Annotated in this window: 15 protein-coding genes; 6 read left to right on the top strand and 9 right to left on the bottom strand. The window is 74.1% G+C overall.

Annotated elements, in window-relative coordinates; genetic code table 11:
• The coding region (locus AB0E19_RS16080; RefSeq protein ID WP_362179422.1) for an aminotransferase class III-fold pyridoxal phosphate-dependent enzyme at positions 1-563 on the bottom strand (563 nt) is incomplete at its 3' end.
• Positions 564-702: 139 nt separating this feature from the next.
• Positions 703-1,251 (bottom strand): diaminobutyrate acetyltransferase, encoded by a 549-nt coding sequence (gene ectA / locus AB0E19_RS16075; RefSeq protein ID WP_362179419.1) that lies wholly within the window; start codon positions 1,249-1,251, stop codon positions 703-705.
• Between the two features lie 376 nt (positions 1,252-1,627).
• Here ectA and AB0E19_RS16070 point away from each other — a divergent pair, with 376 nt between their 5' ends.
• On the top strand, positions 1,628-2,974 hold the full coding sequence (locus tag AB0E19_RS16070; protein WP_362179471.1) for a streptophobe family protein: 1,347 nt from the start codon (positions 1,628-1,630) through the stop codon (positions 2,972-2,974).
• Between the two features lie 140 nt (positions 2,975-3,114).
• On the opposite strand, the gene AB0E19_RS16065 is transcribed toward AB0E19_RS16070, so the two are convergent.
• The 3 genes from AB0E19_RS16065 to AB0E19_RS16055 all read right to left on the bottom strand — a co-directional run bounded on the left by AB0E19_RS16065 (position 3,115) and on the right by AB0E19_RS16055 (position 7,484).
• Positions 3,115-4,140, bottom strand: coding sequence for a serine/threonine-protein kinase (locus AB0E19_RS16065; protein WP_362179416.1), 1,026 nt, complete (start codon positions 4,138-4,140; stop codon positions 3,115-3,117).
• Entirely contained in the window at positions 4,140-4,877 is a 738-nt protein-coding gene (locus AB0E19_RS16060; protein WP_362179413.1) for a hypothetical protein, read from the bottom strand. Before AB0E19_RS16060 ends, AB0E19_RS16065 begins: the two co-directional genes overlap by 1 nt.
• A 117-nt stretch (positions 4,878-4,994) precedes the next feature.
• Positions 4,995-7,484, bottom strand: coding sequence for an FHA domain-containing protein (locus AB0E19_RS16055; protein ID WP_362179410.1), 2,490 nt, complete (start codon positions 7,482-7,484; stop codon positions 4,995-4,997).
• Between the two features lie 128 nt (positions 7,485-7,612).
• On the opposite strand from AB0E19_RS16055, the gene AB0E19_RS16050 reads away from it, so the two are divergent.
• Positions 7,613-8,263, top strand: coding sequence for a TetR/AcrR family transcriptional regulator (locus tag AB0E19_RS16050; RefSeq protein ID WP_360599070.1), 651 nt, complete (start codon positions 7,613-7,615; stop codon positions 8,261-8,263).
• Here AB0E19_RS16050 and AB0E19_RS16045 read toward each other — a convergent pair.
• Positions 8,227-9,033 (bottom strand): class II aldolase/adducin family protein, encoded by an 807-nt coding sequence (locus AB0E19_RS16045; protein ID WP_362179406.1) that lies wholly within the window; start codon positions 9,031-9,033, stop codon positions 8,227-8,229. The two genes, AB0E19_RS16050 and AB0E19_RS16045, sit on opposite strands and share 37 nt — an antisense overlap.
• A 222-nt stretch (positions 9,034-9,255) precedes the next feature.
• Positions 9,256-10,101, bottom strand: a complete 846-nt coding sequence (locus AB0E19_RS16040; protein ID WP_362179403.1) for a DUF3626 domain-containing protein — start codon at positions 10,099-10,101, stop codon at positions 9,256-9,258.
• A 146-nt stretch (positions 10,102-10,247) separates the two neighbouring features.
• On the opposite strand from AB0E19_RS16040, the gene AB0E19_RS16035 reads away from it, so the two are divergent.
• Together AB0E19_RS16035 and AB0E19_RS16030 are read left to right on the top strand one after the other, a co-directional pair.
• On the top strand, positions 10,248-10,910 hold the full coding sequence (locus AB0E19_RS16035) for a ThuA domain-containing protein (RefSeq protein ID WP_362179400.1): 663 nt from the start codon (positions 10,248-10,250) through the stop codon (positions 10,908-10,910).
• A 186-nt stretch (positions 10,911-11,096) separates the two neighbouring features.
• The gene (locus AB0E19_RS16030) at positions 11,097-12,494 is read left to right on the top strand and encodes an NADP-dependent succinic semialdehyde dehydrogenase (RefSeq protein ID WP_362179397.1); all 1,398 of its coding nucleotides are present in this window, start codon (positions 11,097-11,099) and stop codon (positions 12,492-12,494) included.
• A gap of 42 nt (positions 12,495-12,536) precedes the next feature.
• Here AB0E19_RS16030 and AB0E19_RS16025 read toward each other — a convergent pair whose 3' ends face one another.
• Both AB0E19_RS16025 and AB0E19_RS16020 read right to left on the bottom strand, forming a co-directional pair.
• On the bottom strand, positions 12,537-13,565 hold the full coding sequence (locus AB0E19_RS16025) for a PHP domain-containing protein (protein WP_362179394.1): 1,029 nt from the start codon (positions 13,563-13,565) through the stop codon (positions 12,537-12,539).
• 10 nt (positions 13,566-13,575) lie between these two features.
• Positions 13,576-15,660: a SpoIIE family protein phosphatase gene (locus AB0E19_RS16020; protein WP_362179391.1), complete on the bottom strand. Its 2,085-nt coding sequence runs from the start codon at positions 15,658-15,660 to the stop codon at positions 13,576-13,578.
• 134 nt (positions 15,661-15,794) lie between these two features.
• Between AB0E19_RS16020 and AB0E19_RS16015 the strand changes: the two genes are divergently transcribed.
• Together AB0E19_RS16015 and AB0E19_RS16010 are read left to right on the top strand one after the other, a co-directional pair.
• Complete coding sequence (locus AB0E19_RS16015; RefSeq protein WP_360599084.1) at positions 15,795-15,995, top strand: hypothetical protein; 201 nt, start codon at positions 15,795-15,797, stop codon at positions 15,993-15,995.
• A 174-nt stretch (positions 15,996-16,169) separates the two neighbouring features.
• Positions 16,170-17,348 (top strand): acyl-CoA dehydrogenase family protein, encoded by a 1,179-nt coding sequence (locus AB0E19_RS16010; RefSeq protein WP_362179386.1) that lies wholly within the window; start codon positions 16,170-16,172, stop codon positions 17,346-17,348.
• The last annotated feature ends 41 nt before the right edge of the window (positions 17,349-17,389 follow it).

The following is a 17,389-nucleotide window of genomic DNA, read 5'->3' as shown; positions in this document are numbered from 1 at the left end:
AGGAAGTCCGGGGTCCTGCCGCCGAGATAGTGGTCGAAGGGCATCTGGGTGGTGTGGGTCAGCGGCACGCCCGCGCCGGCGCGTTTCCCGGCGTTGTCCGTGAGGGCGAGGGAGCCGAGGGACATGCCGTGGAAGGCGTTCGTGAAGGAGACGACCGTCTTCCGGCCCGTGACCTTGCGGGCGAGCTTCAGGGCCGCTTCGACGGCGTTGGTGCCGGTCGGGCCCGGGAACATCACCTTGTAGGGGAGGGCGCGCGGTTCGAGGACGGTGGAGCGGAAGGTCTCCAGGAAGCGGCGCTTGGCCGTCGTCGACATGTCGAGGCCGTGGGTGATGCCGTCACTGCCCAGGTAGTCGAGGAGCGGGCGCTTGAGGGCCGGGTTGTTGTGCCCGTAGTTGAGCGAGCCCGCGCCGGCGAAGAAGTCGAGGAAGGGGCGGCCGTGCTCGTCGAACAGGCGGCTGCCCGTGGCCCGTTCGAAGACCGTGGGCCAGGCGCGGCAGTAGCTGCGTACCTCCGACTCGACGGTCTCGAAGACGGTGGGCTCGGTCTCGGCGATGAGCGTCATGCGGGACTCCAGTACGTGGGGTGGTGAGGCGGGCGGCCGGGTCGCTCCGAAGCCGCGGCTCGAAGGGGCAGCGGCCCAGCGGCCCAGCGGCTCGAAGGATCAGCGGCTCGAAGGATCAGCGGCTCGAAGGCTCAGCGGCTCAGAAGGCCAGCGGTGCGATGCGGTGCAGCACTTCGGACGCGTGGCCGGGGGCCGGGAACGCGGCGGCCGGGAAGAGGACCGTGCGGCTCACCCGGGCCCCGTGCCGCCGGGCGTAGGCGCCGAACAGGCGCTCCGAGGCCTGGTTGTCCGGGGTGATCGTCGTCTCGACGGCGTCGAGCGGATGCGATCCCGCGACCCGCTCCGAGAGGTGGTCGAGGAGCGCCCCGGCGATCCCGAGACCCCGGTACGCCGCGTCGACGGCGATCTGCCAGACCAGCAGCGTCCCCGGCGCGTCCGGCCGGAGGTAGCCGGTCACGAAACCGACCGGGCGGCCGTCCGCGTCGCGGGCGACGGCGGACGTGTCGGCGAAGTCGCGGCACCACAGGAGGTAGCTGTAGGAGGAGTTGACGTCCAGGGTCTCGGACTCCCGGGCGAGCCGCCAGAGTTGGGCGCCGTCGCCGACCCTTGGCCGTCCGACGGTCCAATCCCGGGCGGAGACCGGCGCCGCGTCCCGGACGTGTTCCGGTGCTGTGTGAGCTGTGGTCATGGGCGCCGAAGTTACCCAGCGCAGCCGTGAACTTCCTCGTCACGAGGGGTTACGGAGAGGAGGGGGTCCATGTTATGGCGCGACGGCGGAGCATCGAAGACCGGACGATCACCTGGCGGATTCGAGGGTGCGAAAACGGAAGAAAGCGGGGCAAAAACTCGCTTTATAACGACGATGTAACACCTTCGGGCGGTCTCGTGTCGTCACCGGAGCGTTACCGCATCGTCCGGCGGAAGCCCGTTTGGCGGGGCCGTATCCGGTTAGGGATGCCTCGTATGGGCCCGTGTTCACGGAGCGTCACCGCGGCGGTGGCGCCACCCCGACGGCGGTCCGGACGGACCGCACCCGCAGGCGGAGCCGCCCGGGCCGGACTAGCGTGGTCAGAGTGAGCAGTCGGCTCCCCCGCACCCCGCCCCCCGCCACCGGCCGGGGCGCCCCAGGCGGCGACACCGCCCCCGCGGCGCTCCGCATCGCCGTCCAGGCCCTCGCCGCCGTGGTCGCCGGCTACGTCGCCATGGGAGTCACCGCCGGCCTCGGCCTCTGGGCCGCCGGCGCGGGCGACCTCCCCGGCGGCTTCACGGCCGTCCTCGCCGCCGTCGTGGTCATGGCCGCCGGCGGCCAGGTCGAGATCGCCGGCTCGGCCGGCTCCTTCGCCGGCACCCAGGGCGAACTCACCGCGATGCCCCTCACCGTCACCCTCGTCGGGGCGCTCGTCACCGGCGCGGTCTTCCTCCGCCCGCTCCGCCACCACGCCGTGGCCCGGGCCGGCGACCTCGCGGCCCGCGCCGCCGCCGTCACCGCCCTCTGGCTCGCCGCCCTCGCCGGACTCTGTGCCGTCGCCCGCCACGACTTCCCTCTGGCCCTCGACATCGGCGACCCCGAGGAGCCCCTCAGCGACCTCTTCGGCGAACTCCTCGACGCGGCCGACCCCACCGTCGGCTTCCGCACCCTCGTCGGCCCCACCCTCGGCTACGGCCTCCTGTGGATCCTCGGCGTCCTCCTCGTCGCCCTCCTCGTCTCCCGCCGAAGCCCCCTCCCCGCGCGCGTGCTCCGTCATCAGGAGGCCGTCAGGCCCGCCGCGTCGGCGATGCTCCTGCTGCTCCTCGCGTACGTGGCCGTCGGCCTCGTCATCGGCCTGGTCGTCGCCGCCACCAAGGGACACGCCGCCGAGACCTTCGCCGTGCTCCTCCTCGGCCTGCCCAACGTCAGCTGGCTCGCCCTCGGCGTCGGCATCGGCGGCTCCTGGGAGGGCCGCGTCGAAGGCCCCTTCGGCCTCCCCATGCCCCAGCTCCTCGACGCCGTCCTGCGCAGCGGCGGCGACAGCCCCGACCTGTCCACGGTGGACCTCTCCTCGCTCGCCGCCGTGGACGGGCGTGCCTGGTGGCTGCTGCCCATCGCCGCCGTCCTCGTCCTCGGCGCGGCCTTCGTCGCCGTCCTGCGCTCCCCGGCCCACGTCCGGCCGTGGCAGCACGCCCTGCACCTCGGCGTCGCCTTCGCCCTCACCATGCTCGCCGTCGCCCCCCTTACCCTCGTCGAGGCCCGCTTCGGCCTCTCCATCCTCGGCATCGGCGACCTGGCGGCCCTCGGCGGCGAGGTCGTGCTCCGCCCCGACCTCTGGCGCACCGTGGGCTTCGCCCTCCTGTGGGGCCTCGTCGCGGGCTTCCTGGCCGGCCTGCTCTCCGCCGGGGTACGACGCCGTGGACAGGTGTCACCGGAGGAGTGAGGAGTAGCGGTATCCGAAAGGGCCGGAAGGGCCGGAAGGGCCCGGTCGGCGTCAGGTGCGCCTGGCCCGGTGTCACGCCTCGCCCGGTGTCATGCCTCGCTCGGTGTCACGCCTCGCCCGGTGTGACGCCTCGCCCGGTGTCAGAGGCGCCGGAAGACCGGCCGCGCCCAGGCCGGAGGTTCCCGCGGGGGACCGGGCGTCCCGGGCGCGCCGTCGTCCGAACCTCCGGCCCCGGGCCCTCGTTCCGTCCCCCGCCCCGTGACCCCCACACCGCCCGGCACCCGCGCGAGGGCCCTGCGCAGCTCCGCGACGAACTCCAGGCACGTCCCGTACCGTTCCTCGGGTGCCTTCGCCAGCGCCCGCGCGAACACCGCGTCCGCCGCCTCCGGCAGCCCGGTTCGGTGCTCGGCCAGCGGCGGCGGAGGGTCGTACTGCTGGGCCCACAGCACCGCCCAGTCGGTCTCCCGGCGGAACGGCGGCACCCCGGCCAGCGTCTCGTAGACCACGCACGCGAGGCTGTACACGTCGCAGCGCCCGTCCACCGGCTTCCCGGAGATCTGCTCCGGCGCCACGTAGTCCAGCGTGCCGACGAACTCGCCGACCGTCGTGAACCCGGTCAGCGACAGCGACTTCTTCGTCAGCCCGAAGTCGGTCAGATAGACGTGCTCGGGGTGGTCGCGGTCCGTCCCCTCCGCGACGAGGATGTTGCCCGGCTTCACGTCCCGGTGCACCAGGTCGTGCGCGTGCGCCGCGTCCAGCGCCGAGGCGACCTGGGCGGCGATCCGGCCCGCCGTCGCGGGCGGCAGCGGGCCCTCCCGGGCCAGCAGCGCCACCAGGTCCTGGCCCGCGACGTACCGCATCGCGATGTACAGGACGCCCTCCGTCTCGCCCGCGTCGAAGACCGGCACGATGTGCGGGTGGTCGATCGACGCCGCCACCCGCGACTCGTGCGCGAACCGCTTCCGGAAGGTGTCGTTGCGGGCCAGCTCCGGTGCCAGCAGCTTCAGCGCCACCGTCCGGTCGAGCCCCAGGTCCCGAGCCCGGTACACGACGGCCATCCCGCCGCGCCCGATCTCCGCCTCCACCCGGTACCCCGCGATCTCCCTGCCGACCAGCCCCGAGGGCCGCCCGGCCGGGAATCCGGTGTCCCGCGCCCCGCCCGCCATCAGTCCTCATCCTCCTCGTCGCGCGGCCGGTTCACGATCCGCGTGCGCGGCGGACCGGAGGCCTTCGCCGGATCCACCTGCGGTACGACCTGTGTCGGCTCGTACGCGACGGGCTCCTCCGCCGGCCGCGCCTCCGACACACGCTCGGTGGACGTCGGCTCGGGCATCGGCTCGGGCGTCGGCTCGGGGCGCGGCTCGCCGGTGCGGGAGGGACCGGAGGCCGCCGCGTAGGTCGTCATCCCCGCCCCGTCGCAGTACACCCAGCGCTCGTGCTCCGCGTCGTACAGCCAGACGGACCCGCCGTCGACGACCATCCCGACCCGCAGCCCCCGCGTGCGCCACCGGAAGGTCTCCCCGTCGGCCCGCCCGGCCACCAGCTCCTCCACCGCCCGCCGGTAGCGTCCGAGGGCGTCCTCGGCGCGTGCGATGAGCGGGCGGGGGTCGGCCGTCCGCGAGAGCCCCGAGCCGGCCGCCGGAGGGTCCTCGGGGACCGCGACCAGGAGCCGCGCGTCCACCCAGGCCGACCAGCCGTTGGAGCAGAGCACCCGCCCCCAGTCGCCGGTCCGCTCCATGAGCCGCACCGGCAGGAAGGCGTCCAGGGGCACCGTCGGGAACGACGGGTCGGGCGCCTGCCAGGCGTCGAGGCCGTCGCGGGGGACGACGTGGGTGGGGCGGAAGTCGGCCGCGTACGAGGCGTCGGATCCAATATCCGACATGCTGGATCCAGGATCCGACATACGAGATCCAGGATTCTTCATGTTGGATCCAAGATCCGATGAGGGGTCGGGGACGCTCACAGCCTCACCTCCAGATCACACCGCCCACGCGCACGAGCACGCACCACGCACCCACGCTCAGCGACGCATCACGACCGGTTCGTGCCGCCGCAGCAGCCGGGACACGGCGACCGCGAGCACCACGCAGAGCACGACCATCATGCCCATGTCGAAGAGCCAGGCCGCCGCCGTGTGGTCCATCAGCGGATCCGCCGTCTTCTCGCTCGGCGAGACGGCCCCGATGTCGATGGTCGCGCCCATCGCGGCGAACGCCCACCGGGAGGGCACCAGCCACGCCAGCTGTTCGAGGACCGGGGTGCCGCGGACGTTCAGGAGCGCTCCGCAGAACACCACCTGGACGATCGCGAGGAGGACGAGCAGCGGCATCGTCACCTCCTCCTTGCGCACCAGCGCCGACACCAGCAGGCCGAGCATCATCGCGGTGAAGGCGAGGAGGGCGACGGCGAGCGTGATCTCGACGAGCGGGGGCATCAGCACGCCCTTGCCGTCGGGCACGTTGAGCGGCACGCCGATCAGGGCGACCAGGGTCAGCACCACGGCCTGCACGACGGTCACGGTGCCGAGGACGACGACCTTGGAGGCGAGATAGGCGGAACGGGACAGGCCGACGGCTCTCTCCCGGCGGTAGATCGACCGCTCCTTCACCAGTTCGCGGACGGCGTTGGCAGCGCCGGTGAGGACGCCGCCGACACACAGGATCAGCAGCACGTTCAGGGTGGACTCGGCGTTGAGGCTCCCTTCCGAGAGGGCCCGGGCCATGGCCCCCATCACGAACGGCAGCGCGATCATGATGGCGAGGAAGGTCCGGTCGGCGGCGAGCGCGGATGTGTAGCGCCGCACCAGGGTCCGCAACTGTCCGCCCCAGCTCTGCGCCTTGGGCGGCGGCGCGGGCACCGGCGCCCCCTGGGCGTCGCCGCCCGCCCCGCCCGCCACCGGCGCCAACGGCCGGACCGTGGCGTCCTCGATGTACCGCCGGTGGAAGCGCGAGCCCCGGTACTGCCCGGCCCAGTCGCGGTCCCGCTCGGTCTCGAACGCCTCGAAGGCCTCCGGCCACTGCGCGAAGCCGAAGAAGGACAGGGTGTCGTCGGGCGGCCCGTAGTAGGCGACCCGGCCGCCCGGGGCGAGCACCAGGAGCCGGTCGCAGACGTCCAGGCTGAGCACGCTGTGGGTGACGACGACGACGGTGCGGCCGTCGTCCGCGAGCCCGCGCAGCATGTGCATCACGGAGCGGTCCATGCCGGGGTCGAGCCCGGAGGTCGGTTCGTCGAGGAAGAGCAGCGAGGGTTTGGTCAGCAGTTCCAGGGCGACGCTGACGCGTTTGCGCTGGCCGCCGGAGAGGCTGTGGATGGGCTGGTCGGCGCGTTCGGCGAGCCCCAGTTCGCCGATGACCTCCTCCACGCGCGCGTGCCGCTCGGCGGGCGCGGTGTCCCCGGGGAAGCGCAGCTCGGCGGCGTACGAGAGGGCGCGCCTGACGGTCAGCTGGAGGTGCAGGATGTCGTCCTGCGGGACGAGCCCGATGCGCTGCCGCAGCTCGGCGAAGTCCCGGTACAGGTCGCGGCCGTCGTAGAGGACGGTGCCCCGGTCGGCGGGCCGCTGGCCGGTGAGCGCGCCGAGGAGCGTCGACTTCCCGGCCCCGGACGGCCCGACCACCGCGAGCAGCGTCTTCTCGCCGACGGGGAAGGAGACCTCGTCGAGCAGCGTCTTGCGCCCGTGGTCGACGGTGACGGCGAGACGCTGCACGTCGAGCGAGATCTCACCGGTGTCCGTGAACTCGACGAGCTGCCCGCCGGCCAGGCAGAACGCGCTGCGCCCGATGCCGACGATGTCGTCCGCCGTGACCCGTTCCGGCCCGACGACGGCCCGCCCGTTGAGGAAGGTGCCGTTGTGGCTGCCGAGATCATGGATCCAATAGGTGCCGTCCGATCGGGCGAGAAGTTCCGCGTGGTGCCGGGACACCACGAGATCCGCGACCACGACGTCGTTGTCCGGCGCCCGGCCGATCCGTACCCGGTGCTCCGGCAGCGGCCGCACCGCGGTGGGCCGCCGGAAGGTCCCCGTGGCCCCCGGCCGCGACACCCCCGCGGGCCGTGCCGCGTCATGTCCTCGTACGAGCTCCGCGTCGCCGGCGATCGCGGACGAGCCGGGTGGGGCGGCCCGATCCCCGTCGGCCGCGGGCCGTCGCTCCGAAGGCGGTGCGGGCGGCGGAGGGGCCGCCGCTTCGCCCGGGGGTGCGGCGAGGACCGCGCGGGGGCCGTCCTGAGGGTGGCCGAAGCGGAGGACGGAGCCCGGGCCGACGACCTGGGGGAGCCGGATCCGCACGCCGTTCGCGTACGTGCCGTTGGTGCTGTCCTCGTCGGCCAGCGTCCACCGGCCGCCGGCGGCGCGGAGCACCGCGTGGTGCCAGGACGCCCGGGCGTCCGTCAGCACGATGTCGCTGGTGGGGTCGCGCCCGACGCGGTAGACGCGGCTCGGGTCCATCCGCGTCGTGACCCCGTCGACGCGCAGGACCAGGCCGGGTGCGGCGGGCGCTACCGGCCGCTCTCCCATGCGTGAATCCTATCCGCCGGGGCCCCGGCCCGCCCGGCGCCGGGGCCTGGGGCGGGGCCGCCGGGCGCGGGTAGGGTGGGACCGGGCGGCGCGGGGAGCGGCGCCGGACGGACGACGGGGAGGCGGACGTGCCGAAGGGCGTCACGAGGCGGCGGCCGCGCACCCGGGCGGCGCTCCTGAAGGCCGCCCTGGAGGCCTTCGCGGAGCACGGTTTCCACGCCACCACCATCGAGCAGATCTGCGAGCGCGCCGGGTACACGCGGGGCGCGTACTACTCGAACTTCGCCAGCAAGGAAGAGCTCTTCCTCGCGCTCTTCGACGAGCACAGCGAGCGCACGGTGAGCCGGCTCGCGGCGTCGATCGACGCGCTCACGGCGGAGGAGTACACGCTCGCGCGGCTCGCGGAGCTGGCCGCCACGATCGAGCCGGACGAGCGCGACTGGTACCTGGTGACGACCGAGTTCACGCTGCACGCGATCCGTGACCCCCAGGCGGCCTGGGTGCTGGCGCGCCACGACGAACGGCTGCGGGCGGAGATCGCGCGCGGGCTGACCCTCGTGCTGCGCCGCGCGGGCCGCGAACTGACCGTGGACGCCGACCGGTTCGCCCGGCTGCTGATCGCCCTGCGCGAGGGGGGCCTCGCGCAGAGCTACGTGGAGCCGGCGGCGCTGCCGCCGGGCGACCTGGAGCGGGAGTTCCTGCCCCCGCTCCTGGAGGCCTCGACCCGGCCCGCGCGGCCGTCTCAGTCGAACAGGTCCGGGTCCGACGCCTCGATCTGATCCCACAGCGGCCGTGCCTGGAACCAGCCCGCCAGGTGGCCGCCGATCTGGCCGCGGGTGAGCAGCGCGGTCTCCCGGTCGATGAGGTGCGGGGTGCCGGCGGCCATGGCGAGCAGCTGCGCCTGGCAGGAGCGTTCCATGGTGACGAACCACCAGACGGCCTCGGCGACGGAGTGGCCCACGGTCAGCAGCCCGTGGTTCTTCAGGATGACCGCCTTGTGCTCGCCGAGCGCCTTGGCGACCCGCTCGCCCTCCTCGGTCTCGTTCACGACGCCGCGGTAGTCGTCGTAGACGCCGTGGTCCTCGAAGAACGCGCAGGCGTCCTGGGTGATCGGGTCGAGCGGGATCCCGAGGCTGGAGAAGGCCTTCCCGTGCAGCGAGTGCGCGTGCGCGGCGGCGATCGCGTCGGGGCGGGCCGCGTGGACGCGCGAGTGGATGACGAAGGCGGCCCGGTTCACCGGCCGGCGCCCCTCGAGGACCCGTCCCTCGTGGTCGACGAGGATCAGGTCGGAGGCCTTGATCTGGCTGAAACTCATGCCGAAGGGGTTGACCCAGAAGGCGCCGGGGTCACCCGGATCCCGCACGGTGATGTGCCCGGCGACCCCCTCCGAGAACCCGAACCGCCCGAAGATCCTGAATCCGGCGGCCAGCTGTTCCTTCCGGTACCGGCGCTCCTCCTCGACGCTCCCGAACGTCGGCGGCAGCGGCAGCTCCACCCCGTCGGGCAGCGGCCCCACGGCGGCGGCGAGGGCGGGCGGCACGGTGCTCATGGCGACTCCAGAGGGATGCGGCGGAGAGTGCGCGACGCCCGGAAAGATACCGGCGAGTATCCGATGCATCAATGCATCAATGCATCGAACGACTCCTCCCGTCCCCGACGCCCGCACTCGACGCCCGACGCCCGACGCCCGCACTCGACGCCTGATGCCTGATGCCTGACGCCCGCACCCGACCCCGACGCCCGCACCTCCCGCCCGCCGGAGGGCGCCGGTTCAGGAGGCGGGGGCGCCGAAGCGGGCCAGGTAGTGCCAGACCCTCTTGACGTCCTGGGGGTCGTACGCGCCCGAGAGGGAGGCGTCCTGGACGATGCGGGGGGTGAGGAGGCCGTCCTCGGCGATGCGGGTACCGAGGTCGACGTACTCGGGACCGCGGAAGGACGGGTGGCGGCGGAGTTCGGGGACGGTGAGGCGGAAGCCGGGGTGCCATTCGACGGGGCAGGGGAGGCGGCGGGCGGCCTCCTCCACCACGGTGCCCCGGTGGCTCGGGTCCAGGACCAGGGCCTCCACGTCCCGGGCGAGTTCGACCGGGCCGTGGACCTGCGCCTCGACGTAGTCGTCCAGCGCGTCCTGTTCGTCGGCCTCCGCGAGCGCCACCAGTGCCATCCGGGAGGCCACGCCGAAGTCCGTCGGCTCCAGGAAGCTGTCGGGGTAGCAGAAGCTCGTCCGGGCGGTGGCCTCCGGTGCGAGCCGCAGGTGGGCGGAGCCGAAGCGGGGCGCGGCGCCGTAGGACCGCCGGCGGAAGTCCAGGGCGCCGTACACGGGGCGTTCGTGCGCCGGTGCCCCGTCGTAGGCGCCGCCGAAGATCCGGCTCTCCCAGTTCCAGCGGTCGCCGCCGGGGCGGGCCGTCAGCCCGCCGTTGCCGGTGCCGGTCACGAACTGCGAGCGGTAGACGCCCTCGTCGGCCAGCCGGTCCAGGAAGTGCGGGTGGAAGTTGAGCGTGACCCGCAGGGCCGGGTCGACCGGGTCGCCCGACGAGCGGGCCTCCACGTGCGCCAGCGCCCGCCGTCCCGTGTCGTGGACCGGCGAAGCGGCGGGGCGGGGCGAGGAAGTCGTCGTCATGGGAGGAGTGTTCCCGAGGCCGCGGGCTTGCGGCACGCGGATTTCGCTGGCTACGGTCACCCCGCGACCAGATAGAAAGCGCTTGCTCGCCGGCTGTGGGCGGGACCCGTCCCCGCAGCCGTCCGCCCCACCCCAGGAGCCCCAGAGTGCCGCCCGCCCCCGACGTCCTCGTCTACACCCGCACCGCCGGCTACCGGCACGACTCCATCCCCGACGGCGCCGCCGCCCTGACCGAGCTCGCCGCCGCCCGCGGCCGCGCCGCCGAGACCACCGAGGACCCCGCCGCCTTCTCCGCCGAGGGGCTCGCGGGGCGCGCGCTCGTCGTGCTGCTCTCCACCACCGGCACCGTCCTCACCCCCACCGGCCGCACCGCCCTGGAGGCGTACCTGCGCGGCGGCGGCGCCCTCCTCGCCGTGCACGCCGCCGCCAACGCCGAACCCGACTGGCCCTTCTACGGCGAGCTCCTCGGCACCCGCTTCGCCGGCCACCCCCCGCTCCAGCCCGGCGCCGTCCTCGTCGAGGACCCCGCGCACCCGGCCTGCGCCCCGCTGCCGCCCCGCTGGGAGTGGACCGACGAGTGGTACGAGTACACCTCCCACCCGCGCGTGCCGGGCGCCCGCGTCCTGCTGCGCGCCGACGAGGCCGCGTACGAGGGCGGCACGCTCGGCGACGACCACCCGCTCGCCTGGTGCCGGACCGTCGACCGGGGCCGCTTCCTCTTCACCGCCCTCGGGCACACCCCGGAGGCGTACCGCGACCCCGCCTTCCGCGCCCACCTCGACGGCGCCCTCTCCTGGCTGCTCGGCTGACCCCCGCGCGCGTACGCCACCCCCGCGCGCGTACGCCACCCCCGCGCGCGTACGCCACCCACGCGGCGCCCCCGCCGCAGCCCCGCCGCACGCGCGCGTACGTCACCCCACCGCACCCGCCCCCCTTGCGCCCGCGCCCCGGAAGCGGGAGGTTTCCCGTGGGGGCCGAAGCAGGAGGAGAAGGCCATGGCCATCGCCACCGTGAACCCCGCCACCGGCGAGACGCTGCGCACCTACGACGCGCACGGACCGGAGGAGGTCGAGCGGCGGATCGCCGCCGCCCACGAGGCCTTCCGCCAGTGGCGTACGACCCCCTTCGCCGAGCGGGCCAGGCTGCTGCGCGCGGCCGCCACCCTCCTCGACGAGGACACCGAGGACATCGCCCGCACCATGACCCTGGAGATGGGCAAACCCCTCACCGCCTCCCGCGCCGAGGCCGGCAAGTGCGCCAAGGCCATGCGCTGGTACGCCAAGCACGCCGCGGAACTGCTCGCCGACGAGCATCCGGCCGAGAGCGACGTCCGCGACGCGGGCGCCGACCGCGCCCGCGTCCACTACCGGCCGCTCGGCCCCGTCCTCGCCGTCATGCCCTGGAACTTCCCCCTGTGGCAGGTGATCCGCTTCGCCGCCCCCGCGCTCATGGCCGGGAACACCGGCCTCCTCAAGCACGCCTCCAACGTGCCCAGGACCGCGCTCTACCTCGGCGACCTCTTCCGCCGCGCCGGCTACCCCGACGGCTGCTTCCAGACCCTCCTCATCGGCTCCGCCGAGGTCGAGGCCGTCCTCCGAGACCCGCGCGTGGCCGCCGCCACCCTCACCGGCAGCGAGCCGGCCGGCCGGGCCGTCGCCTCCGTCGCCGGCGACGTCGTCAAGAAGACCGTCCTGGAGCTCGGCGGCAGCGACCCGTACATCGTGATGCCCTCCGCGGACATCGTCCGGGCCGTGAAGACGGCCGTCACCGCGCGCGTGCAGAACAACGGCCAGTCCTGCATCGCCGCCAAGCGCTTCCTCGTCCACCAGGACGTGTACGAGGACTTCACCGAGCGCTTCACCGCCGCCATGAACGCCCTCACCGTCGGCGACCCCCTCGACGAGTCCACCGACGTCGGCCCGCTCGCCACCGAGAAGGGCCGCGCCGACCTGGAGGAGCTCGTCGACGACGCCGTCCGCAAGGGCGCCCACGTCCTGTGCGGCGGCGCCCGGCCCGACGGACCGGCGCTCGCCCGCGGCTGGTACTACCGCCCCACCGTCCTCACCGGCATCACCCCCGCCATGCGCATCCACCAGGAGGAGACCTTCGGCCCCGTCGCCACCGTCTACCCGGTCCGGGACGCGGAGGAGGCGGTGGCCGTCGCCAACGACTCGCCGTTCGGGCTGAGTTCCAACGTGTGGACGCGCCGCGACGAGGACGTCGACCTCTTCGTCCGCGACCTCCAGGCCGGCGGCGTCTTCGTCAACGGCATGACCGCCTCCCACCCCGCGCTCCCCTTCGGCGGCGTCAAGCGCTCCGGCTACGGGCGCGAGCTCTCCGGCCACGGCATCAAGGAGTTCTGCAACGCGACGACCGTCTGGCAGCGCGCCTGAACCCGCCGCCACGGGAACCGCCACCGGAACCGGCACCTCACGTCAGCGCCGCGTCCACGCCAGCAGCCGGTCCGCGTCCCAGGTGTTGACGACCCGTTCGGCCGGTACGCCGCACTCCTCGGCCCGGGCGCAGCCGAGGATCTGCCAGGCCAGCTGGCCGGGGGCGTGGGCGTCCGTGTCGACGGCGACGTACGCGCCCGCCTCCACCGCCTGCCGGAGCAGCCGGCGCGGCGGGTCGAGCCGCTCCGGGCGGCTGTTGATCTCGACGGCCGTGCCCGACTCCGCGCACGCCGCGAAGACCCGCTCCGCGTCGAACTCCGACTCGGGCCGCAGCCGCCCGCCCGCGACCAGCCGGCCGGTGCAGTGGCCGAGGACGTCCATCAGCGGGTCGCGCACCGCGGTCTCCATCCGCCGGGTCATCGCCCGCGCGTCCATCCGCAGCTTCGAGTGGACCGAGCCGACCACCAGGTCGAGCCGGTCGAGGAGTCCGGGTTCCTGGTCGAGGGAGCCGTCGTCGAGGATGTCGCACTCGATGCCGGTGAGGAGCCGGAAGGGCGCCCACCGCTCGTTCAGCTCCGCCACCACGTCCAGTTGCTCCCGCAGCCGGTCCGGCGACAGGCCGCGCGCCACCGTCAGGCGCGGCGAATGGTCCGTCAGGACCGCCCAGTCGTGGCCGAGCTCGATCGCCGCCCGGCCCATCGCCTCGATCGACGCCCCGCCGTCCGACCAGTCCGAGTGGAGGTGGCAGTCGCCGCGCAGCGCCGCCCGCAGCGCGCGCCCGAACTCCGGCCGCTCCGGCTCCACGTCCAGGGAGTCCTCCAACTCCCGCTCCAGGTCGGCGAGATAGTCCGGCACCCGGCCCTCAAGGGCCTCCCGCACCACGGCCGCCGTCTTCGGTCCCACGCCCTTCAGGGACTCCAGGGTGCCGGCCGCCGCCCGGCGCTCCGCCTCGCCCTCGGGCAGCGCCTCCACCGCCGTCGCGGCCGTACGGAAGGCCCGCGCCCGGTAGGCCGGGGCGCCGCCGCGCTCCAGGAGGAAGGCGATCCGGTTCAGCGCCGCCACGGGGTCCATGCCGGGCTCCTCAACCGCCCGGGCGCGCGGCGTCCGCGCCCACCCGCGCCGGCCCGATCTCGCACCACACCGCCTTGCCCTCGCCGCGCGGCTCCACGCCCCAGCGCGAGGCCAGCGCGTCCATCAGGAGCAGTCCCCGGCCCGAGGTCGCCGCCTCGCCCGGGGTGCGCCGCCGGGGCCAGGCGCTCGACCGGTCCTGCACCGAGAGCCGCACCCGCCGCACCGGCTCGGGCAGCACCTCCAGGGTGAGCACCGCGCCGCCCTCCGTGTGCAGCAGCACGTTCACGAGCAGTTCTCCGGTCAACAGCTCGGCGTCGTCGGAGAGCTCCGGCATGCCCCAGTCCCGCAGCGCCTGCCCCACCGCCGCCCGCGCGTCGGAGAGGCCCTGCGGGTCGGCCTGGTGGATGTACTGGTGGATGCGCGGCGCCCGCTGCGTACCGGGGTCGGGGCTCCGGCGCAGCACGAGCAGGGCCACGTCGTCGCCCGAGCCCCACCGCTCCCACAGCCGCTCCGACAGGTGGTCGGCCAGCGCCTCCGCCTGCGGCGGCCCGCTGCTCACCGCCTCCGACAGGGCGGCCAGCCCCGCCTCGATGTCGGTGCCCGGCTGCTCGACCAGCCCGTCCGTGCACAGCACCAGCGTCTCGCCCGGCACCAGGTCGAGCCGGGTCTCCGGGAACTCCTCCTCGCCGAACACGGTGGCGAGGCCCAGCGGCATCCCGCCGCGCAGCTTCGGCTGGCCGACCCGCCCGTCGGTGTGCCGGATCAGCGGCCCCAGATGCCCGGCCCGCACCGCCCGCACCGTGCCGCTCGCCAGGTCCACCTGTGCGTAGGTGCAGGTCGCGAAGCGGTTGGTGTCCAGCTCGGCGAGGAAGCGGGAGGCCCGGGCCAGCACCGTCGACGGGGCGTGGCCCTCGCCCGCGTACGCCCGCAGCGCGATCCGCAGCTGCCCCATGATCGCCGCCGCGTGGGTGTCGTGGCCCTGGACGTCGCCGACGACGATCCCGACCCGGCCGCGCGGCAGCGCGATCACGTCGTACCAGTCCCCGCCGACCTGCCGGCCGCTCCAGGCGGCATGGTACCGGACCGCGATCTCCCCGCCGGTGATCTCCGGGATCCTGCGGGGCAGCATCGTCTCCTGCAGCCCGGTGGCCAGCTCCCGCTCCTCGTCGAAGAGGGTGGCCCGCTGGAGCGACTGGGCGACGATCGCCGCCAGGCCGAGCGCCAGGTTCCGCTCGTCCGCCGTGAACGCCGTCCGGCCCCGGTAGAACAGCGCCATCCCGCCCAGCGAGCGCGCCTGCGCCACCAGCGGCAGATAGCAGGCCGCGCGGAACGGCAGCCGGTCCAGATACGGCGCAAGCTCCGGGAAGTCCCGGCCGAGCGCGGCGAACGAGGACGCGAACCTCGGCCGGCCGCTCAGCACGGCCTCCGCCAGCGGCAGCCCCGGGTCGAGGCGTCGCATCCGCAGCCCGTCGAGGACGTCCAGGGAGTCGCCACTGAGCGCGATCACGTTCAGCGAACCGTTCTCGACGAGACCGAGCGCGAGCCCGTCCGCGCCGAGCCGCGCGAGTCCGCCGGGACCGGTCAGCGCGGCCGTCACGTCGTCCACGGTCACCGCCCGCGACAGCGCGTGCGTGGTCCGCTCGACGATGCTCGTCTGCATCTCGCGGCGCTTCTCCAGCTGCTGCACGAAGGCCGCGTGCGACACCTCGGCCGTGGTGTCCCGCACCGCCCCGACGATCCGGTGCGCCCGCCCGTCCCCGTCCCGCAGGATCCGCGCGAGCACGTGCGTCCAATGGGGTGTCCCGTCGTCCTGCGGGATCGGGAAGTGGGTGCTGTACGAGGACTCCCCGCCGGTCACCGCCGCCCTCACGACGTGGTCGAGGCGCATCCGCTCCGCGGGTTCGAGCCGTGCCACCAGGGTCGTCGGCCGGCCGTCGAAGCCGTCCGGGGACACGCCGAAGACCAGCAGCCCGGACGCGTCGACATCGATGGTGCCCGTGTCGAGATCCCAGTCGAAACTGCCGGTCCGGTTCATGGCGAGCCACTCGGCGGGACCGATCCCGCCCTCGTGCGCCCGCGGATCGTCTTCGGTCATCCTCCCTATTGTCGAACCCGCGCCCCGCCGACGCCATGGCTGTGACACGGCGTGGCGCCCGGATGCGGGGCGGGGGAGGGGGCACCAGAATGGCCAGTGCCGGGACCCACCCGCAGAAGCATGGAGGAGACGGCATGAACGCTGAGCCCGACGAGATGTCCCGGGGGGACGTACCGACGCCCGACCGGCTGCTGCACTCCGGTTCGGAGGGCGAGTTCACGGCGGAGGACCTGGTGCTCGCCTCCGGCCGCGACGTGACGCCGGAGACCCTGGCCTGGGCCGAACGCCGGATGGCGGAGAAGGGCCGCGCCTCCCTGGACGAACTCCTTCCCTAGGTCGTCTCTCCCCGGTCCGGGAGAGACGCCCCGGCCGCACGAGGACGCACACGCGGGGCCCGGGCCGGTACGCACCCCGCCCCGGGCCTTCCGCATTTGTGGAACACGTTCTACCGTGACCGCCGTCGCGCCGGACACCGACACCGGCGCCGACAGCCGTCACGGGAGGCCGGGATGCACCTGCAGTACACGCCGGAACAGAACCGCCTGCGCGCCGAACTGCGCGCCTACTTCGCGGAACTCGTCCCCGAGGACGTGCACGGCCGGTACGGGGACCCGGCCGCCCAGAAGCGCTTCTACCGCGAGACGATCCGCCGCCTCGGGACGGACGGCTGGCTCGGCGTCGGCTGGCCCGTCGAGTACGGCGGCCGCGGCCTCACCCCGATGGAGCAGTTCATCTTCTTCGACGAGGCCGCCCAGGCGGGCGTACCGCTGCCGCTCATGGCCCTGAACACCGTCGGCCCGACCCTCATGCGGTTCGGCACGGAGGAACAGAAGGCGTACTTCCTGCCCCGGATCCTCTCCGGCGAGCTCGACTTCGCCATCGGCTACAGCGAACCCGACGCCGGCACCGACCTCGCCGCCCTGAAGACCCGCGCGGTGCGCGAGGGCGACACGTACGTCGTCGACGGACAGAAGATCTGGACGACCAACGGCGACACCGCCGACTGGGTCTGGCTCGCCGTCCGTACCGACCCGGACGCCGCCCCCCACAAGGGCATCACCATGCTCCTCGTCCCCACCACCGACCCCGGCTACTCGTGCACCGTCATCAACACCCTCGCCTCGCACGACACCACCGCCAGCTACTACGACGGCGTCCGCGTCCCCGTCTCGCGCCGGGTCGGCGAGGAGAACAAGGGCTGGCGGCTCATCACCAACCAGCTCAACCACGAACGCGTCACCCTCGCCGCCCACGGCACCATGGCCCTCCGCGCCCTCCACGACGTCCGCCGCTGGGCCGCCGACACCCTCCTCTCCGACGGCCGCTGCGTCCTCGACCTCCCCTGGGTCCGCCGCGCCCTCGCCCGCACCCACACCCGCCTCGACGCCATGCGCCTGCTCAATTGGCAGATGGTCAACGCCGTCCACCACGGCACCCTCACCCCCCAGGACGCCTCCGCCGTGAAGGTGTACGGCTCCGAGGCCCGCCGCGACGCGTACGCCGCCCTCATGGAGGTCGTCGGCGCGACCGGCGCACTCAAGGAGGGCTCCCCGGGCGCCGTCCTCCACGGCGAACTCGAACGCGGCTACCGCTCGGCCGTCATCTTCACCTTCGGCGGCGGCAACAACGAGATCCAGCGCGAGATCATCTCCTGGATCGGCCTCGGCATGCCCCGCGTCCGCCGCTGAGCCCCGCCCCGACCGGCCCCGCCCGGGATGCCCGCCGACGA

Origin of the sequence: Streptomyces sp. NPDC047974 (genome assembly GCF_040653375.1) — a bacterium.
Taxonomy (GTDB): Bacteria; Actinomycetota; Actinomycetes; order Streptomycetales; family Streptomycetaceae; genus Streptomyces.
This window is presented reverse-complemented; position numbering and strand designations above follow the sequence as displayed.